Origin of the sequence: Streptomyces sp. NPDC085596 (genome assembly GCF_044541565.1) — a bacterium.
Taxonomy (GTDB): Bacteria; Actinomycetota; Actinomycetes; order Streptomycetales; family Streptomycetaceae; genus Streptomyces.
The window spans coordinates 181761-198603 of the sequence record NZ_JBITTC010000011.1 but is presented as its reverse complement, the minus strand read 5'-3'; the positions used below and the strand labels follow the sequence as shown (position 1 = coordinate 198603).

15 protein-coding genes are annotated in these 16843 nt (G+C 71.8%); 10 read left to right on the top strand and 5 right to left on the bottom strand.

The genetic code is table 11. The features are described 5' to 3' along the window. The first annotated feature begins 56 nt into the window (after nt 1–56). The 4 genes from ACIGA3_RS27835 (at nt 57) to ACIGA3_RS27820 (ending at nt 2725) form a co-directional block, all read left to right on the top strand. The gene (locus ACIGA3_RS27835; protein WP_399720891.1) at nt 57–689 is read left to right on the top strand and encodes an AIM24 family protein; all 633 of its coding nucleotides are present in this window, start codon (nt 57–59) and stop codon (nt 687–689) included. A 1-nt stretch (nt 690) separates the two neighbouring features. Continuing rightward, complete coding sequence (locus tag ACIGA3_RS27830; protein ID WP_399720889.1) at nt 691–1341, top strand: AIM24 family protein; 651 nt, start codon at nt 691–693, stop codon at nt 1339–1341. Then, nucleotides 1338–2156: an AIM24 family protein gene (locus tag ACIGA3_RS27825; RefSeq protein WP_399720887.1), complete on the top strand. Its 819-nt coding sequence runs from the start codon at nt 1338–1340 to the stop codon at nt 2154–2156. The genes ACIGA3_RS27830 and ACIGA3_RS27825 overlap by 4 nt, the downstream gene beginning before the upstream one ends. 92 nt (nt 2157–2248) lie before the next feature. Then, the gene (locus ACIGA3_RS27820; RefSeq protein WP_086695678.1) at nt 2249–2725 is read left to right on the top strand and encodes a MarR family winged helix-turn-helix transcriptional regulator; all 477 of its coding nucleotides are present in this window, start codon (nt 2249–2251) and stop codon (nt 2723–2725) included. Between the two features lie 186 nt (nt 2726–2911). Here ACIGA3_RS27820 and ACIGA3_RS27815 read toward each other — a convergent pair whose 3' ends face one another. From ACIGA3_RS27815 to ACIGA3_RS27805, 3 genes are all read right to left on the bottom strand, one after another. Then, on the bottom strand, nt 2912–4126 hold the full coding sequence (locus ACIGA3_RS27815) for an MFS transporter (protein ID WP_399720885.1): 1215 nt from the start codon (nt 4124–4126) through the stop codon (nt 2912–2914). A gap of 139 nt (nt 4127–4265) precedes the next feature. After that, the gene (gene meaB, locus ACIGA3_RS27810; protein WP_399720883.1) at nt 4266–5222 is read right to left on the bottom strand and encodes a methylmalonyl Co-A mutase-associated GTPase MeaB; all 957 of its coding nucleotides are present in this window, start codon (nt 5220–5222) and stop codon (nt 4266–4268) included. 94 nt (nt 5223–5316) lie between these two features. Then, nucleotides 5317–6516 (bottom strand): acetyl-CoA C-acetyltransferase, encoded by a 1200-nt coding sequence (locus ACIGA3_RS27805; RefSeq protein WP_399720881.1) that lies wholly within the window; start codon nt 6514–6516, stop codon nt 5317–5319. A 149-nt stretch (nt 6517–6665) separates the two neighbouring features. On the opposite strand from ACIGA3_RS27805, the gene mce reads away from it, so the two are divergent. The 5 genes from mce to ACIGA3_RS27780 all read left to right on the top strand — a co-directional run bounded on the left by mce (nt 6666) and on the right by ACIGA3_RS27780 (nt 14481). Next, nucleotides 6666–7106 carry a methylmalonyl-CoA epimerase gene (gene mce, locus ACIGA3_RS27800; RefSeq protein ID WP_399720880.1) on the top strand — a complete coding sequence of 147 codons (441 nt, stop codon included), beginning with the start codon at nt 6666–6668 and terminating at the stop codon, nt 7104–7106. Between the two features lie 208 nt (nt 7107–7314). Then, entirely contained in the window at nt 7315–11160 is a 3846-nt protein-coding gene (gene scy, locus ACIGA3_RS27795; RefSeq protein ID WP_399720878.1) for a polarized growth protein Scy, read from the top strand. A 195-nt stretch (nt 11161–11355) separates the two neighbouring features. Next, complete coding sequence (locus ACIGA3_RS27790; RefSeq protein WP_399720877.1) at nt 11356–12291, top strand: cellulose-binding protein; 936 nt, start codon at nt 11356–11358, stop codon at nt 12289–12291. Between the two features lie 208 nt (nt 12292–12499). Then, entirely contained in the window at nt 12500–13627 is a 1128-nt protein-coding gene (locus tag ACIGA3_RS27785; RefSeq protein WP_399720875.1) for an ABC transporter ATP-binding protein, read from the top strand. Continuing rightward, entirely contained in the window at nt 13624–14481 is an 858-nt protein-coding gene (locus ACIGA3_RS27780) for an ABC transporter permease (protein WP_399720874.1), read from the top strand. The genes ACIGA3_RS27785 and ACIGA3_RS27780 overlap by 4 nt, the downstream gene beginning before the upstream one ends. Before the next feature lie 45 nt (nt 14482–14526). On the opposite strand, the gene ACIGA3_RS27775 is transcribed toward ACIGA3_RS27780, so the two are convergent. Then, a complete protein-coding gene (locus tag ACIGA3_RS27775) occupies nt 14527–14859 on the bottom strand; it encodes an ATP/GTP-binding protein (RefSeq protein ID WP_399720873.1) in 333 nt (110 codons plus the stop codon). A gap of 242 nt (nt 14860–15101) precedes the next feature. Here ACIGA3_RS27775 and ACIGA3_RS27770 point away from each other — a divergent pair, with 242 nt between their 5' ends. Beyond that, on the top strand, nt 15102–16130 hold the full coding sequence (locus ACIGA3_RS27770) for an LLM class flavin-dependent oxidoreductase (protein WP_399720872.1): 1029 nt from the start codon (nt 15102–15104) through the stop codon (nt 16128–16130). A gap of 111 nt (nt 16131–16241) precedes the next feature. On the opposite strand, the gene ACIGA3_RS27765 is transcribed toward ACIGA3_RS27770, so the two are convergent. After that, nucleotides 16242–16634: an SCO5389 family protein gene (locus ACIGA3_RS27765; RefSeq protein ID WP_164193293.1), complete on the bottom strand. Its 393-nt coding sequence runs from the start codon at nt 16632–16634 to the stop codon at nt 16242–16244. Nucleotides 16635–16843 lie beyond the last annotated feature (209 nt).

The window sequence follows — 16843 nt, the reverse complement described above, 5'->3', positions numbered from 1 at the left end:
CCACCCGTGGGCCCTGTCCCCTCCACCCGGGCGCCCGCTACGTTCACGGTGTGGCGATGTTCCGACTGCAGGGAAGCAAGGTCCTCGCCGTCGACGTGACCGGGGACGCCGTGAAGGCGAAGAACGGCTCGATGGTCGCGTACGACGGACAGATGGCCTTCAAGAAGCTGAGCGGCGGCGGTGAGGGGCTGCGCGGGATGGTGACGCGGCGAATCACCGGCGAGCAGATGACGGTGATGGAGGTGAGAGGGCAGGGGACCTGCTGGTTCGCGGACCGGGCGTCCGAGATCAATCTCGTCGCCCTGCGCGGCGACACCTTGTACGTGGAGTCGAGCAACCTGCTGGCGACCGACGGCGGGCTGCGCACGGGCACCACCTTCACCGGGCTGCGCGGCGCCTCGCAGGGCAACGGGCTCTTCACCACGACCGTGGAGGGCACCGGCCAGGCCGCGATCCTCTCCGACGGGCCGGCGGTGGTGCTCCGGGTCAGCCCGCAGTACCCGCTGACCGTCGATCCGGGCGCCTACATCGCGCACCAGGGGAATGTGCGGCAGTCCTTCCAGTCCGGCGTCACCTTCCGCACCCTCATGGGCGAGGGCGGCGGGGAGGCGTTCCAGATCCGCTTCGAGGGCGACGGGCTGGTCTATGTGCAGCCCAGCGAGCGGAACACGATCGCGGGGGATCTGTGAGATGAGCTTGCGGGAGATCAACTCCAAGATGGTCGAGGCCACGGTGGCGCCGGGGCAGCGGCTGTTCAGCCAGCGCGGGGCGATGCTGGCGTACACCGGCGAGGTGTCCTTCACCCCGAACATGCAGAGCGGCCAGGGCGGCGTCATGTCGATGCTCGGGCGCCGGGTGGCCGGGGAGGCGGCTCCGCTGATGACGGTGGAGGGCAGCGGCACGGTCCTGTTCGGGCACGGCGGCCATCACGTCCATGTCATCACCCTCACCGGCGACACCCTGTACGTGGAGGCGGACCGGCTCCTCGCCTTCGAGGGCTCGCTGCGGCAGGGCACCATGTTTCTCGGCTCGCAGGGCGGGGTCATGGGCCTGGTGCGCGGCCAGGCGACCGGCCAGGGCCTGTTCACCACCACGCTCCAGGGTCATGGCGCGGTCGCGGTGATGGCGCACGGCGGGGTCTTCGAGCTGTCGATCACCCCGCAGCGCCCGGTCCATGTGGACCCCCAGGCGTACGTCGCCCATCACGGCGAGGTGCGCAACAAGCTGTCCACCGCGCTGGGCTGGCGCGACATGGTGGGCCGTGGCTCCGGCGAGGCGTTCCAGCTGGAGCTGAGCGGCAGCGGCACGGTGTACGTCCAGGCGTCGGAGGAGAAGCTGTGAGCGGTTACGCGAGCGCGGGCGGACCGGCGGCCGGTCCGGTGGTCTTCGACCCGGTGACGCTCCCCGCCGACGACAACGTGAACCCGTACACCTTCTGCGTGGAGCTCAAGGGCTCCCAGTGGTTTCTGCAGAAGGGGAAGATGATCGCCTACTACGGGTCGATCGACTTCAACGGCATCGGGCACGGCCGGCTGGACCGGCTGGTGCGGACCTCGTTCCATTCGCCACTGCACGCGAGCGACTGGGTGGTGGCGGAGGGCTCGGGCAAGATGCTGCTCGCCGACCGGGCCTTCGATGTGAATTCGTACGACCTGGATCAGGGCAACCTGACCGTTCGCGCGGGCAACTTGATCGCTTTTCAGCCAAGTCTCGCACTCAAACAGTCGATCGTGCCGGGCTTTCTGACACTCATCGGAACCGGAAAGTTCGTCGCCGCTTCGAACGGCCCGGTGGTCTTCATGGAACCACCGATCCGGGTGGACCCCCAGGCCCTGGTCGGCTGGGCCGACTGCCCCTCCCCCTGCCATCACTACGACCACGCGTATCTCACGGGCGTGATGGGCGGCCTACGTGCGATGACGGGGCTCGGCGGGGCTTCCGGGGAGGAGCACCAGTTCGAGTTCACCGGCGCCGGGACGGTGCTTCTCCAGTCCAGCGAGACGCTGATGCCCGAGCAGTCCACGGGTGCTGTTCCGTCCGAGCCGGGGGTACCCGGAGGGGGCGCAGCAGGGCCGATGGGGCCCGGAACGGGCGCTTCCGGGGTACCGCGCCTTCCCGGACAGCTGGGAGACCTCCAGCGTCGCTTCGGGCTGTGAGCGGTAGTCTGCGGAGTGTGACGTCGAACGCGTGCGCACAGTCACATCACCCAGAGTAGTTCGCCATTCAACTTCTTAGGTAGACTTCATTCATGGAGACCGAGACGGCCACGCACTGGCTGACCGATGCGGAGCAGTGCGCCTGGCGCACCCACCTGGAGGTCAACAGGCTGTTGACGTACCAGCTCGAAAAGGATCTACAGCCGTTCGGCCTGACGATGAACGACTACGAGATCCTCGTCAATCTGTCCGAGTCGGAAGACATGCGGATGCGGATGAGCGACCTGGCGGGCGCCACCATGCAGTCCAAGAGCCGCCTCTCGCATCAGATCACGCGCATGGAGAACGCGGACCTGGTCCGCCGGGAGAACTGCGAGTCGGACCGGCGCGGCCTCTTCGCCGTCCTGACCGAGCACGGCCTGGAGACGATGCGCAAAGTGGCCCCGCACCACGTGGCCTCGGTACGCCGCCACTTCATCGACCTCCTCTCCCCCGACGCCCTCCAGGACCTCGACAAGTCCCTGAAGCCCATCGCGGAACACCTCCGCGACCAACGCGGCCGCCCATAGCGCCGCGGGCCCGACGGGTACTCCCCCGAAACGCGCCCACCGAGCGGCGACCCCGCACCCCGGGCGCATCCCCGAGCCCACCACCCAGCCACCCTTGAGGCAACGCCCCGCCCCCCGACGCACCGCCACAGGCGCGAAAGGGGTGGGGCGCTCGGCTGTCCGGGGTCACGGGCGGGCATCCGTGTCTCACCTCCCCGCCGGCTCCACCCTCCCCCGGCCCGCGAGGGCCACCCCGGCCGAGGCCAGCGCGGTGGCTCCCGTCAGGGCGAAGCAGAGGGGCAGCGGGAGGTGGCCGAGGAGGGCGCCGGTGGTCAGGCCGCCGGCTGAACTTCCCGCGTTGACCGCCATGTTCACCCAGGCTCCGGCACGGGTGCGGTCGCTCGCGGGGGCCGACTCGTCCGCCAGGAGGTAGGCCGTCGTGAGCGCCGGGGCGATGAAGCCACCCGCACAGGTCATGGCCACGGTGAGCGTGAGGACGCTCGGGGCCAGTCCCGCCACCGCGATCGTCAGGCCGAGGGCCGCCGCGAACCCGGCGAGACGCGGCCGGGCGGGACCACGCCAGTCGATCGCCCCGTTGGCCAGCCCGCCCAGCGCACTGCCCACCGAGAGGGCGCCCAGCACCCAGGGGACGAGGGCGGTGTCGCCGGAGTCTCCGCCGACATGGGCCAGCACCAGCAGCTCCACCCCGCTGAGGGCGAGCCCCGTCCCCGCCGCCACCGCGACCGGCGCCGCGAGCCCCCGGACGCCACCCCGACGGCCACCGCCCTCGGGCCGGGGCCGGGGCCCCGTCATCGCCGGGGAGGTGACGAAGGCGGCGGTCCCCGCGACCATGAGCAGCGCCCCGAGCAGCATCCCGGACGCCGGGACCGTCCAGGCGACCAGGGCGCCCACCAGGGCGGGACCGGACACGAACAGCAACTCCTCGGCGACCCCGTCGAGGCTGTACGCACGCCGCAGCAGGTCCCGGTCGGCGAGGAGTTCGGACCACACCGCCCGCATGGTCGGCCCCAGCGGCGGAACACAGGCGCCCGCGAGGACGGCGGCGCCTCCGATCAGCGGCACCGGCGTGCCCGGCCACCAGGTGAGCGCGGCGAGCCCGCACAGCAGGCCCCCGTGGGCGGCGGCCATGGGGAGCAGGGTGCGGCGGGCGCCGTGCCGGTCCACCAGGGAGGCGCGCAGCGGGGTCAGGAAGACCACGGCGGCGCCGTACAGGGAGAGCACCGTGCCGGAGGCCGCGTACGAGCCCGTGGCCCGCTGGGTGGCGAGCAGCAGGGACAGCGGAACCGTCCCGTAGGACAGGCGGCCCACCAGTGCGGTGGTGAAGGTGCGGCGCGCGTGCGGGACGCACAGGACGGCGGAGTACGAGGGCGCGGCGGGGCGCGCGGAAGCGGGCGCGGACATGCGCGAGGTTCCTCACGGGAGGCGGGACGAGGGCACCGGTGCGCCGCGCGAGGCCCCGGCTGTGAGCCGGTCGGCCGCGCGGCGCGAGGGTGCGCTCTACGCCAGGAGGAGGAACATGCCGGTCAAGTTAGCAGCGGCCTCAGCCCTGTGTCAGTCCCTCCACCAGTTCGTCCGCCGCCCGGTACGGGTCGAGTTCGCCCGTGACGATGCGGTCCGCCAGGGCGGAGAGGCGGCGGTCGCCGTGGAGGTCGCCGATGCGTTCCCGGAGGGTGGTGACCGCGATCGTTTCCACCTCGCGGGCGGCGCGGGCGCGGCGGCGTTCGGTGAGGACGTCGTGTTCCTCCATCCAGGCCCGGTGCTTCTCCAGGGCTTCCACGACCTCGTCGATGCCCTCCGCGCGGGCGGCGACCGTCTTCACGATGGGCGGGCGCCAGTCGCCGGGGCCGCGGGCCTCGCCGAGGCCCAGCATGTGGTTCAGCTCGCGGGCGGTGGCGTCGGCGCCGTCGCGGTCCGCCTTGTTGACGACGTAGACGTCACCGATCTCCAGGATTCCGGCCTTCGCCGCCTGGATGCCGTCGCCCATGCCCGGCGCCAGCAGGACCACGCTGGTGTCGGCCTGGGAGGCGATCTCCACCTCCGACTGGCCGACGCCGACCGTCTCGACCAGGATCACGTCGCAGCCGGCCGCGTCCAGTACCCGGATCGCCTGCGGGGCGGCCCAGGCGAGCCCGCCCAGATGCCCGCGGGTGGCCATGGAGCGGATGTAGACGCCGGGGTCGGAGGCGTGGTCGGACATCCGGACCCGGTCGCCGAGCAGCGCGCCCCCGGAGAACGGCGAGGACGGGTCGACGGCCAGGACGCCGACCCGCTTGCCCTGCTTGCGGTACGCGGTGACCAGCGCGGAGGTGGAGGTGGACTTGCCGACGCCCGGTGAGCCGGTCAGACCGACCACGTAGGCGTTGCCGGTCAGTGGCGCCAGCGCCGCCATCACCTCCCGGAGCTGCGGGGACGCCCCCTCGACCAGGGAGATCAGCCGGGCCACGGCCCGGGGCCGGCCTTCCCTGGCCTCGGCCACCAGAGAGGAGACGTCCCGCATCAACACAGCTCCGTTCGCTCACACCGCCGGAAAACCGGAAAAGAAGACCTCAGCCCTGAAGACCTCAGCCCTGAAGACCTCAGCCGTGAAGACCTCAGCCCTTGGGTACCCGCAAGATCAGCGCGTCACCCTGCCCGCCGCCACCGCACAGCGCGGCCGCGCCCACGCCACCGCCCCGGCGCTTCAACTCCAGCGCCAGGTGGAGCACCAGCCGGGCGCCGGACATGCCGATCGGGTGACCGAGGGCGATGGCGCCGCCGTTGACGTTCACCTTTTCCGTGGACACCCCGAGGTCGTCCATTGACTGCACGGCGACCGCCGCGAACGCCTCGTTGATCTCGATGAGGTCCAGGTCGGACACCGCGAGGCCCTCCTTGCCCAGCGCGTGCTCGATCGCGTTGGACGGCTGGGACTGGAGGGAGTTGTCGGGACCGGCGACATTGCCGTGCGCGCCGATCTCCGCCAGCCACTGAAGGCCCAGCTCCTCCGCCTTCGCCTTGCTCATCACGACCACCGCGGCCGCGCCGTCGGAGATCTGCGAGGAGGTCCCCGCGGTGATGGTGCCGTCCTTGGCGAAGGCGGGCCGGAGCCGGCCGAGCGACTCGGCGGTGGTGTCCCCGCGGATGCCCTCGTCCTTGCTGAACAGCACCGGGTCGCCCTTGCGCTGCGGGATCTCCACCGGGGTGATCTCGGCCTCGAACAGGCCGTTCTTCTGCGCGGCGGCGGCCCGCTGGTGGGACAGCGCGGCGATCTCGTCCTGCGCGGCCCGGCCGATGCCGAGGCGGGTGTTGTGCTTCTCGGTGGACTCGCCCATGGCGATGCCCTCGAAGGAGTCGGTCAGCCCGTCGTGGGCCATCGAGTCCAGCATCTCGATCGCGCCGTACTTGAAGCCCTCGCGGGACTTCGGCAGCAGATGCGGGGCGTTGGTCATCGACTCCTGGCCGCCCGCGACCACGATGTCGAACTCACCCGCGCGGATGAGCTGGTCGGCCAGCGCGATCGCGTCAAGACCGGAGAGGCAGACCTTGTTGACGGTGAGCGCCGGGACGTTCATCGGGATACCGGCCTTGACGGCCGCCTGGCGGGCCGGGATCTGGCCGGCACCCGCCTGGAGCACCTGGCCCATGATCACGTACTGGACCTGGTCGCCGCTGATCCCGGCGCGGTCGAGGGCTGCCTTGATGGCGAAACCGCCGAGGTCGGCACCCGAGAAGGACTTCAGCGAACCGAGCAACCGTCCCATGGGCGTCCGAGCGCCCGCGACGATCACAGAGGTGGTCTTTCCAGAAGACATGAGCTGCGATCCCCTTACCGGCCTGCACAGCCGAGGAGTGAACGAGGGTTTACTTCGAATGTACTGACCGTCACCGGAGCCCGTCACCGCCCTTACGGTGTGATCGCGCGCACGTTGCGTAACCACCTCCGGGGCGCTGCACTGAAACCATGCTGACGCGAATCGACCACATCGGGATCGCCTGCCACGACCTCGACACCACCGTCGAGTTCTACCGGACGACCTACGGCTTCGAGGTGTTCCACACCGAGGTGAACGAGGAGCAGGGCGTACGCGAGGCCATGCTCAGGATCAACGAGACCTCGGACGGCGGCGCCTCCTACCTCCAGCTGCTGGAGCCGACGCGGGAGGACTCCGCGGTCGGCAAGTGGCTGGCCAAGAACGGCGAGGGCGTCCACCACATCGCTTTCGGTACGGCGGACGTGGACGCGGACGCCGCGGACATCCGCGACAAGGGCGTACGCGTTCTGTACGACGAGCCCCGACGTGGCTCCATGGGGTCCCGGATCACCTTCCTGCACCCCAAGGATTGCCATGGAGTCCTGACAGAACTGGTCACATCGGCGGCAGTTGAGTCACCTGAGCACTGACCTTCGTACATAAGGGCCGGTAGGGTTGGGGGCGGTCGTCCCCGAACACGGGGGACGACCGATGCCGGGGTCCGGGTTTCGGGGGACGAGCGTCGGGGCAGCAGCCCGTGCTCCGCCGTTGATCTGACACCATTCCCCGGAGGGCCCCGTCCGGCGGATGGACGGTGCTCGTCGGAGAAAATCACCAGGGGACGGATGGGACCGCGCAGTGCGGGGCTACGAGAGCCAGGAGCGAGAGCCGGCGGCTGACGTCGACCACCTCTCTCGGTTCGAGGCCGAGATGAAGCGGCTGAAGACCGAGCGGGAAAAGGCGATCCAGCACGCCGAGGACCTCGGCTACCAGGTCGAGGTGCTGCGCGCCAAGCTGCACGAGGCGCGCCGCACCCTGATGACCCGTCCCGCCTACGACGGCGGTGACATCGGCTATCAGGCCGAGCAGTTGCTCCGCAACGCCCAGGTGCAGGCCGACCAGTTGCGGCAGGACGCCGAGCGCGAGCTGAGTCAGGCCCGCGCGCAGACCCAGCGCATCCTCCAGGAGCACGCCGAGCACTCCGCCCGGCTCCAGGCGGAGCTGCACCAGGAGGCGGTCACCCGCCGCCAGCAGCTGGACCAGGAGCTGGCCGAGCGCCGCCAGACCGTCGAGTCCCACGTCAACGAGAACGTGGCCTGGGCCGAGCAGCTGCGCGCCCGTACCGAGCAGCAGGCCCGCCGGCTGCTGGACGAGTCGCGGGCCGAGGCCGAGCAGGCCATGGCCGCCGCCCGTACCGAGGCCGAGCGGCTGACCCACGAGGCCCGTGAGCGGCTGCGTACCGACGCGGAGTCGGCCCGCAGCGAGGCCGAGCAGATCCTGCGCCGCGCCCGCACGGACGCCGAGCGGCTGCTGAACGCCGCCTCCTCCCAGGCCCAGGAGGCCACCGACCACGCCGAGCAGCTGCGTACCTCCACCGCCAGCGAGTCGGACGCCGCGCGCCGGCAGGCCGCCGAGCTGAGCCGGAGCGCCGAGGAGCGGATGGCGGAGGCCGAGCGTTCGCTGCGCAGTGCCCGGTCCGAGGCGGAGAAGCTGGTCGCCGAGGCCAAGGAGGCCGCCGCCAAGGCGCTCTCCAACGCCGAGGCCGCCAACGAGACCCGGACCCGTACCGCCAAGGAGCAGGTCGCCCGGCTGGTCAGCGAGGCCACCAAGGAGGCCGAGACCACCAAGGCGGACGCCGAGCAGCAGGTCGCGGACGCCCGTGCCGAGGCGGAGAAGATCCTCGCGGAGGCCGGGGAGAACGCCCGCAGCGCAACCGCCGAGGAGACGGCCAGCCAGCTGTCGAAGGCGGCGCGGACGGCCGAGGAGGTCCTGAACAAGGCCGCCGAGGACGCCCGCAGGACCACCAAGGCCGCCACCGAGGAGGCCGAGCGCATCCGCTCGGAGGCCGAGGCGGAGGCGGACCGGCTGCGCGCCGAGGCGCACGACATCGCCGAGGGGCTCAAGGGCACGGCGAAGGACGACACCAAGGAGTACCGCGCCAAGACGGTCCAGCTCCAGGAGGAGGCCCGCCGGCTGCGCGGCGAGGCCGAGCAGCTGCGCGCCGACGCGGTCACCGAGGGCGATTCCATCCGCGCCGAGGCCCGCCGGGAGGCGGTGACCCAGATCGAGGAGGCGGCGAAGTCCGCCGAGGAACTCCTCGCCAAGGCCAAGGCGGACGCGGACGAGCTGCGCAAGACCGCCACCACCGACAGCGAGAAGGTCCGCACCGAGGCCATCGAGCGGGCGACCTCGCTGCGCCGGCAGGCCGAGGAGACCCTGGAGCGCACCCGCAAGGAGGCCGAGCGGCTGGGGGCCGAGGCCGAGGAGCGGGCTGAGACGGTCGGGGCGGACGCCGAGAAGGCCGCGCGCGAGCTGCGCGAGGAGGCCGAGAAGGCCGCCGAGGCGCGCCGCGAGGAGGCCGCCGGTGAGCTGACCCGGCTCCAGACCGAGACGCAGGAGCGGCTGGACTCGGCGGAGCAGGCGCTCACCGAGGCCCGCGAGGAGGCGTCCCGTATCCGGCGCGAGGCCGGTGAGGAGTCCGAGCGGCTGCGTTCGGAGGCCGCCGAGCGCATCCGTACGCTCCAGCAGCAGGCCGAGACCGAGGCCGAGCGGCTGCGTGACGAGGCCGCCGCGGACGCGTCCGCCTCGCGTGCCGAGGGCGAGTCGGTGGCCGTACGGCTGCGGTCGGAGGCCGCGGCCGAGGCCGAGCGGCTGAAGGTCGAGGCGCAGGAGACCGCCGACCGGGTGCGCGCGGAGGCGCAGGCCGCCGCCGAGCGCCTCGGCACGGAGGCGTCCGAGACGCTGGCCGCCGCCCAGGAGGAGGCCGCCCGGCGCCGCCGTGAGGCGGAGGAGCTGCTCGGTTCCGCCCGCGAGGAGGCGGACCAGGAGCGCGAGCGGGCCCGCGAGCAGAGCGAGGAACTGCTGGCCTCGGCGCGCAAGCGCGTGGAGGAGGCGCAGGCCGAGGCGACCCGGCTGGTCGAGGAGGCGGACCGGCGGGCCACCGAGATGGTGTCCGCCGCCGAGACTCACGCGGCGCAGGTGCGGGACTCCGTCAGCGGGCTGCACGAGCAGGCGCAGGAGGAGATCGCCGGGCTGCGTTCGGCCGCCGAGCACGCGGCAGACCGTACCCGTCGGGAGGCCGAGGAGGAGGCGGACCGGGTCCGCACCGACGCCTACGCCGAGCGGGAGCGGGCGAGCGAGGACGCGACGCGGCTGCGCCGGGAGGCGAACGAGGAGTCCGAGGCGGCTCGGGCGCTCGCGGAGCACACGGTCGCCGAGGCGGCTGAGGAGTCGGAGCGGCTCCGCTCGGAAGCCTCCGAGTACGCGCAGCGGGTACGCACCGAGGCGTCGGACAAGCTGGCGGAGGCCGACCAGGCCGCGTCGCGGACGCGGGCGGACGCCCGCGAGGACGCCAACCGCATCCGTTCGGACGCGGCGACGCAGGCCGACACCCTGATCACCGAGGCGAGCGCCGAGGCGGAGCGGCTCCAGACCGAGACGGTCGCGGAGGCGGACCGGGTCCGCGCCGAAGCGGTGGCGAACGCCGAGCAGTTGATCACGGACGCGACCGACGACGCGGAGCGGCTGCGGGCCGAGGCGGCGGAGACGGTCGGTTCGGCGCAGCGGCACGCGGAGCGGATGCGCGCCGAGGCCGACCGGGTCAGGTCGGAGGCGGAGACGGCGGCCGAGCGGCTGACGAGTTCCGCGCGCGAGGAGTCCGAGCGGATGCTGGACGAGGCGCGCCAGGAGGCCAACAAGCGGCGCTCCGAGGCGGCCGAGCAGGTCGACACGCTCATCTCGGAGACGGCTGCCGAGGCGGACAAGCTGCTCGCGGAGGCGCGGCAGCAGGCGCAGCAGGCCACCGCGGAAGCGGAGGGCCAGGCCGACACGATGGTGGGCGCGGCCCGCAGTGAGGCCGAGCGGATCGTGTCCGCGGCGACGGTGGAGGGCAACTCCCGTGTGGAGAAGGCCCGTACGGACGCCGATGAGCTGTTGGTCGGGGCGCGCCGGGACGCGACCGCGATCCGGGAGCGGGCGGAGGAGCTGCGCGAGCGGGTCACCTCGGAGATCGAGGAGCTGCACGAGCGGGCCCGCCGGGAGGCGGCCGAGACGATGAAGTCGACCGGCGACCGCTGCGACACGCTCATCAAGGCGGCCGAGGAGCAGTTGTCCAAGGCGCAGACGAAGGCGAAGGAGCTGGTGTCGGAGGCCAGCTCCGAGGCGGGCAAGGTGCGGATCGCCGCCGTGAAGAAGGCGGAGGGTCTGCTCAAGGAGGCCGAGCAGAAGAAGGCCAAGCTCGTCAAGGAGGCCGAGGACCTGAAGGCCGAGGCGATCCACGAGGCCCGGCGCACGGTCGAGGAGGGCAAGCGGGAGCTGGAGATCCTGGTGCGCCGCCGGGAGGACATCAACACCGAGATCTCGCGTGTCCAGGACGTGCTGGAGGCTCTGGAGTCCTTCGAGAGCCCGGCGGGCAAGGACGGCGGTGTCAAGGCGGGGGCCACGGTGGGGCCGCCCCGATCGGGTGGCAAGAGCACCGACGGCTAGCACGCGGTGACGCAGGAGAGCGGAACTACGGCCGTTCTGGAGGGCTTTGGCCCGGTTCTTGGCAAGCTGTCGGGCGGTCAGCCACCCGAAAGAGGTGTCATTCTCCAGACCAAACACGTATCCGCTCGATGACACACCGCTTCGGCGCCTAGGATTCCCTCTATCACCTCACCGGTCTCATTCGACAGGAACCCCATGAGCGACACTTCCCCCTACGGCTTCGAGCTAGTGCGGCGTGGATACGACCGCGCTCAGGTGGACGAACGCATCTCCAAGCTCGTCTCCGACCGTGACAGCGCGCTCTCCCGGATCACCGCCCTGGAGAAGCGCATCGAGGAGCTCCACCTCGAAACGCAGAACGCCCAGGCCCAGATCACCGACGCCGAGCCGTCGTACGCGGGTCTCGGCGCGCGGGTCGAGAAGATCCTGCGCCTCGCCGAGGAGGAGGCGAAGGATCTGCGCGAGGAGGCGCGGCGCGCTTCCGAACAGCACCGCGATCTGGCCGAGTCGGCCGCCCAGCAGGTCCGCAACGACGCCGAGGCGTTCGCCGCCGAGCGCAAGGCGAAGTCCGAGGACGAGGGCGTCCGGATCGTCGAGAAGGCCAAGGGCGAGGCGTCGCAGCTGCGGGCCGACGCGCAGAAGGACGCGCAGTCCAAGCGTGAGGAGGCCGCCGCCGAGTTCGAGACGACCCGCGCCAAGGCCGCGCAGGCCGCCGCCGACTTCGAGACCAACCTCGCCAAGCGGCGCGAGCAGTCCGAGCGGGACCTGGCGTCGCGTCAGCAGAAGGCGGAGAAGCGGCTCGCGGAGATCGAGCACCGCGCCGAGCAGCTGCGCCTGGAGGCGGAGAAGCTGCGCACCGACGCCGACCGCCGTGCGCGGCAGACGGTGGAGACGGCGCAGCGTCAGGCCGAGGACATCGTGGCGGACGCCAACGCCAAGGCGGACCGCATCCGTTCGGAGTCCGAGCGGGAGCTGGCGGCGCTGACCAACCGCCGCGACAGCATCAACGCCCAGCTGACCAACGTCCGCGAGATGCTCGCCACACTGACGGGTGCCGCGGTCGCCGCCGCCGGTTCCCCGGTGGAGGACGAGACGGCCGCGCGCGGCGTGCCGGCGCAGCAGACCCGGTAACGCTCGGGCGCGTATCCGCTGAGCGCGGGCGAAGCCCTCTGCCGCCGGCGCGGCAGGGGGCTTCGGCCGCGCTCGACGGTGATCGGACACGCGCTGTGAGCCTTTGGCTTTACTTTCTCTTGAGCGGAACCGGGTCGGCCCCGATATCCTCCTAACCCTTACGGGGGCATGCGTCCCGCTGTCCTGAATCGTCCGATGGGTGCGGAGCATGATCGAGGCTGTTGGCCTGACCAAGCGGTACGGCGACAAGACCGCCGTGCACGACCTCTCCTTCCAGGTGCGTCCCGGCGCGGTGACCGGCTTCCTCGGGCCCAACGGCTCCGGCAAGTCGACGACCATGCGGATGATCCTCGGGCTGGACAACCCCACCTCCGGCTCGGTGACCATCGGCGGCTTCCCGTACCGCAAGCTGCCCAACGCCCCGCGTCAGGTCGGCGCGCTGCTCGACGCCAAGGCGGTGCACGGCGGCCGGTCGGCCCGCAACCATCTGCTGAGCCTCGCCCAGCTCTCCGGCATCCCGGCCCGCCGGGTGGACGAGGTGCTCGGGGTCGTGGGCCTCCAGGAGGTGGCGAGGAGGCGCTCCAAGGGCTTCTCCCTCGGCATGGGCCAGCGCCTCGGCATCGCCGCCGCCCTGCTGGGCGACCCGCAGGTGCTGCTGTTCGACGAGCCGGTCAACGGCCTCGACCCCGAGGGCATCCTCTGGGTCCGCAACCTGATGAAGGCGCTCGCCGCGGAGGGCCGTACGGTCTTCGTCTCCTCGCATCTGATGAGCGAGATGGCGCTGACCGCCGACCACCTCATCGTGATCGGGCGCGGTCAGCTGCTCGCCGACATGAGCGTGACCGACTTCATCTCCGCGAACTCCGCCGACTTCGCGCGCGTGCGCACCCCGGACACCGAGCCGCAGCAGCGGGAGAAGCTGACCTCGGCGCTGACCGAGGCGGGCGGCCATGTGCTGCCCGAGCTGGACGGCGCCCTGAGGGTGACCGGGCTGGCGCTGCCCCGCATCAGCGACCTCGCGCACGAGGCGGACGTACGGCTGTGGGAGCTGTCGCCGCACCAGGCGTCGCTGGAGGAGGCGTACATGCGGATGACGCAGGGCGTCGTCGACTACCGCTCCACCGTCGACCAGCGCTCCGGGCTCCAGCAGCCGCTGCCGCCCGGTGTGCAGCCGCCGATGCCGGTGCCGGGCCAGGGCCAGCCGGGCTGGTACGCCCCGCCGCCGCCCCAGCCGGGCACCCCGTACGCGCCGCCGGCGCCCGCCGCTCCCGGCACGGGTGAGCCGAACCCGTTCGCCGCGCCCGCCGAACCGACCCAGCCCGAGGACTCCCGATGAGCACCCAGCAGCCCCCGATGCCCGAGGCGTCCGCCGTCGCGTCCGGCGGTTCCCACTCCGGCTACAGCTCACCGATCCCGGTCACGCCCACGCATCTGGGGCACGCGCTGGCCTCGGAGTGGACGAAGATGAAGTCGGTGCGCTCCACGGTGTGGACGCTCGGTGTGTTCGTCCTGCTGGTGGGCGGTATCGGCCTGCTGGCCGCGGTGGCGGTCCGGGGCGCCGGTGAGCTGGACGGCCAGAACCCGCTGACCCTCGGCTTCTTCGGTCTGCTGCTCGGCATGATGTGCGTGATGACGCTGGGCGTGCTGACCACGGCGTCCGAGTACGGCACGGGCATGATCCGTACGACGATGACCGCGTGTCCGAGCCGGGGCCGGGTGCTGGCGGCCAAGTCGATCGTGTTCTTCGTCGTCGCCTTCGTGGTGACGCTGGCCACCGTGTCCCTGGTGGCGCTGATCCAGACCTCGATGCTGGAGAGCCATGGCACCCGGAGTCCGTCCGGCACGGAATGGCTGAAGGCGACGCTCGGCATCAGCCTCTACATCGCGCTGCTCGGCCTGCTCTCCCTGCTGGTCGGCTCGATGATCCGGCACTCCGCGGGCGCCATCACCATCATGATCGGCGCGGTGCTGGCGCCGCTGGTGATCGCGCTGTTCATGAACGCCGGCTCGCTGGAGAAGGTGCAGCAGGCGCTGCTGGAGTACTCGATCCCGAGCCAGATGGGCGTGTTCTACGACAACACCCTCAGCCAATCCGGGCCCTCGGGCTGGGAGCCGCTGTGGATCATCCTGGGCGTGACGGCGGCGGCGTTCGCCGGGGCGTACGCGCTGCTCCAGAGCCGGGACGTGTAGCCCCGCCCATCGACCGCACGCCGGCCGACCGCACGCCGACCGGCCTCAGAATCTTGGCCAGTTACCGGACCGCCGTACCCGCGTGGTGCGGCGGTCCCGTGCGTTCCAGCACGCCTTGTGCCAGTGCCGCCGGTCGTCGACGCCCATGTGCTCCGGCCAGGCCACCACGTGCGGGACACCGGAGGGGATCACCTGGTCGCAGCCGGGGCAGCGGTAGGTCTTGCCGTCGGCGCTCGCCCCGGCGACATGGCGGACGTTCCACTCCTCGCCCTGCCAGCTCTCGGTGGACTGCCAGCCGCCGTACCGGCCCGACCGGTCGTCCTCGGCACCTCGGCCGGACGAGTCTGCCGTCTTCGGTCGGTTGCGACGCGGGGACACGGGGCACCTCTCGGGGCTATACAGGGAGCGCGGGCCGCGTCCAGCCTACGCGGCACCGGCCGGGGTACGCGTAGGTCACCAACCCGTACAAGTCCCCTTCCAGGCCGATCCATTCCAGCAGAGAAGCGACCATTCTGCAGACAATCCGCAAATCCCTCCACGAAGCCGTGTCCTGGGCACGTGTCATGTGGTTATGCCGGTCGGGGGAGCTCCCGGTCGGAGCCAAGGAAGCGGGAAATGCGATGCGCGTAGGAAGTTTTGTGCTGGCGGGGCGGTATCCGGGCCAGGGTGACGGAGAGGCCCTGCACCGGGCGGTGCGCTCGGCGGAGGTGGCCGACGAGGCCGGTCTGGACACGGTGTGGCTGGCCGAGCACCACTTCGTGCCGTACGGCACCTGCCCGTCGGCCGTCACCCTGGCCGCGCTGCTGCTGGGCCGCACCCGCCGCGTCCGGGTCGGCACCGCGGTCAGCGTGCTGCCCACCGCCCACCCGGTGGCCCTCGGCGAGCAGGCCGCGCTGCTGCACGTCACGAGCGGCGGCCGGTTCACCCTGGGCGTGGGCCGGGGCGGGCCCTGGGTGGACCTGGAGGTGTTCGGCGCCGGTCTGGGGGCGTACGAGTACGGCTTCCCGGAGTCGCTGGATCTGCTGCTGCGCTGGCTGCGCGAGCCGTCGGTGGCCGCCTCGGGCGAGCGGTACGCCTTCCGCGAGGTGCCGGTGGTGCCCCGCCCGGCGGACGCGCTGACCGAGGCACCGGGGCCCGAGGTGGTGGTGGCGTGCACCTCGCCGGGGAGCGTGCGGCTGGCGGCGGAGCGGGGGCTGCCGATGCTGCTGGGCATGCACGCCGGGGACGAGGAGAAGGCCGAGATGGTCGCCCTGTGGCGGCGCCACGCGCGCGCGTCGGGCCGGGCGCCCGAGGAGATCGCGGCCGCGGGCCATGTCTCGGCCGGGGTCTGCCAGCTGGCGGACAGCCGCGCCGACGCCGTCGAGACACTGCTGAAGGCGATGCCAGGCTGGCTGAAACAGGGCCTGGAAGCCCATGTGACGGTGGACGGCCGGGCGCGCGCGATGCGCGACCCGTACGCCTACACCGAACTGCTCTGCGGGCTGCACCCGGTCGGTACGCCCCGGCTGGCCGCCGACCGTCTCGCGGCCACCGCGGAGCGCACCGGGATCTCCCGCTTCGCCCTGCTGGTCGAGGGCTCAGGCGATCTGGACGCGACGGAGGAGAACCTGCGGCGCCTGGGCGCCGAGGTCCTGCCCCAGCTGCGCTGACCGCCACCGGCTCCCGGCCGCCGGAAAGCTTGCCGCACCCGTCCCGCATGCACCTCCCCCGGACGAAGGCGGCAAGCCGACGGCTCATGGAGCCGGCGTCGCGCGTGTATGTCAGCAGTCGCGCAGCTCCGGGGACTGGTTGAGCAGCTGGGCGCGCACCGAGGTGAAGCGGGCCAGCCTCTCGTCCACCGAGGAGTCCAGCGGGAACACCGCCACCCGGTGGCAGTTCTGGAAGGCCAGGCGTACGCCGAAGTGGCGCTGGAGCGCACCGCGTATGGCGTCACTGGCGAGCGCGCGCAGCAGCTGGCCGCGCGCCTGCTCGTCCGGCGGGGGCGTCTGGTTGTCGGCGAAGGGTCCGCCGTCCACCTTCAGCTGGGCCACCAGGGAGCTGATCATCTCCCACGCAAAGGGCAGGGAGGTCCGGACGCAGTCGACGAATTCTGCTTCGTCGACCTCGCCTCGCTCGGCCTGTTCGAGTAGGGCCGGTGAGACGTCGAGCGACATGGGTTCTCCTCTCGCACCCCCGATGGACAGGGGTTGCCGGACAGATAGGGGAGTACGCGACACCGGACACGCTCCGTACCCCCACCGCGGCCTCCCTTGTCCTACGGTAGGCAACCGTCGGTGACCACACCAGCAGAATGCGTATATGGAACGGTCGTCCTGCGGTCACAATCGGCCAGGGATGAACAAGAGTTTCCAGGGACAATTGG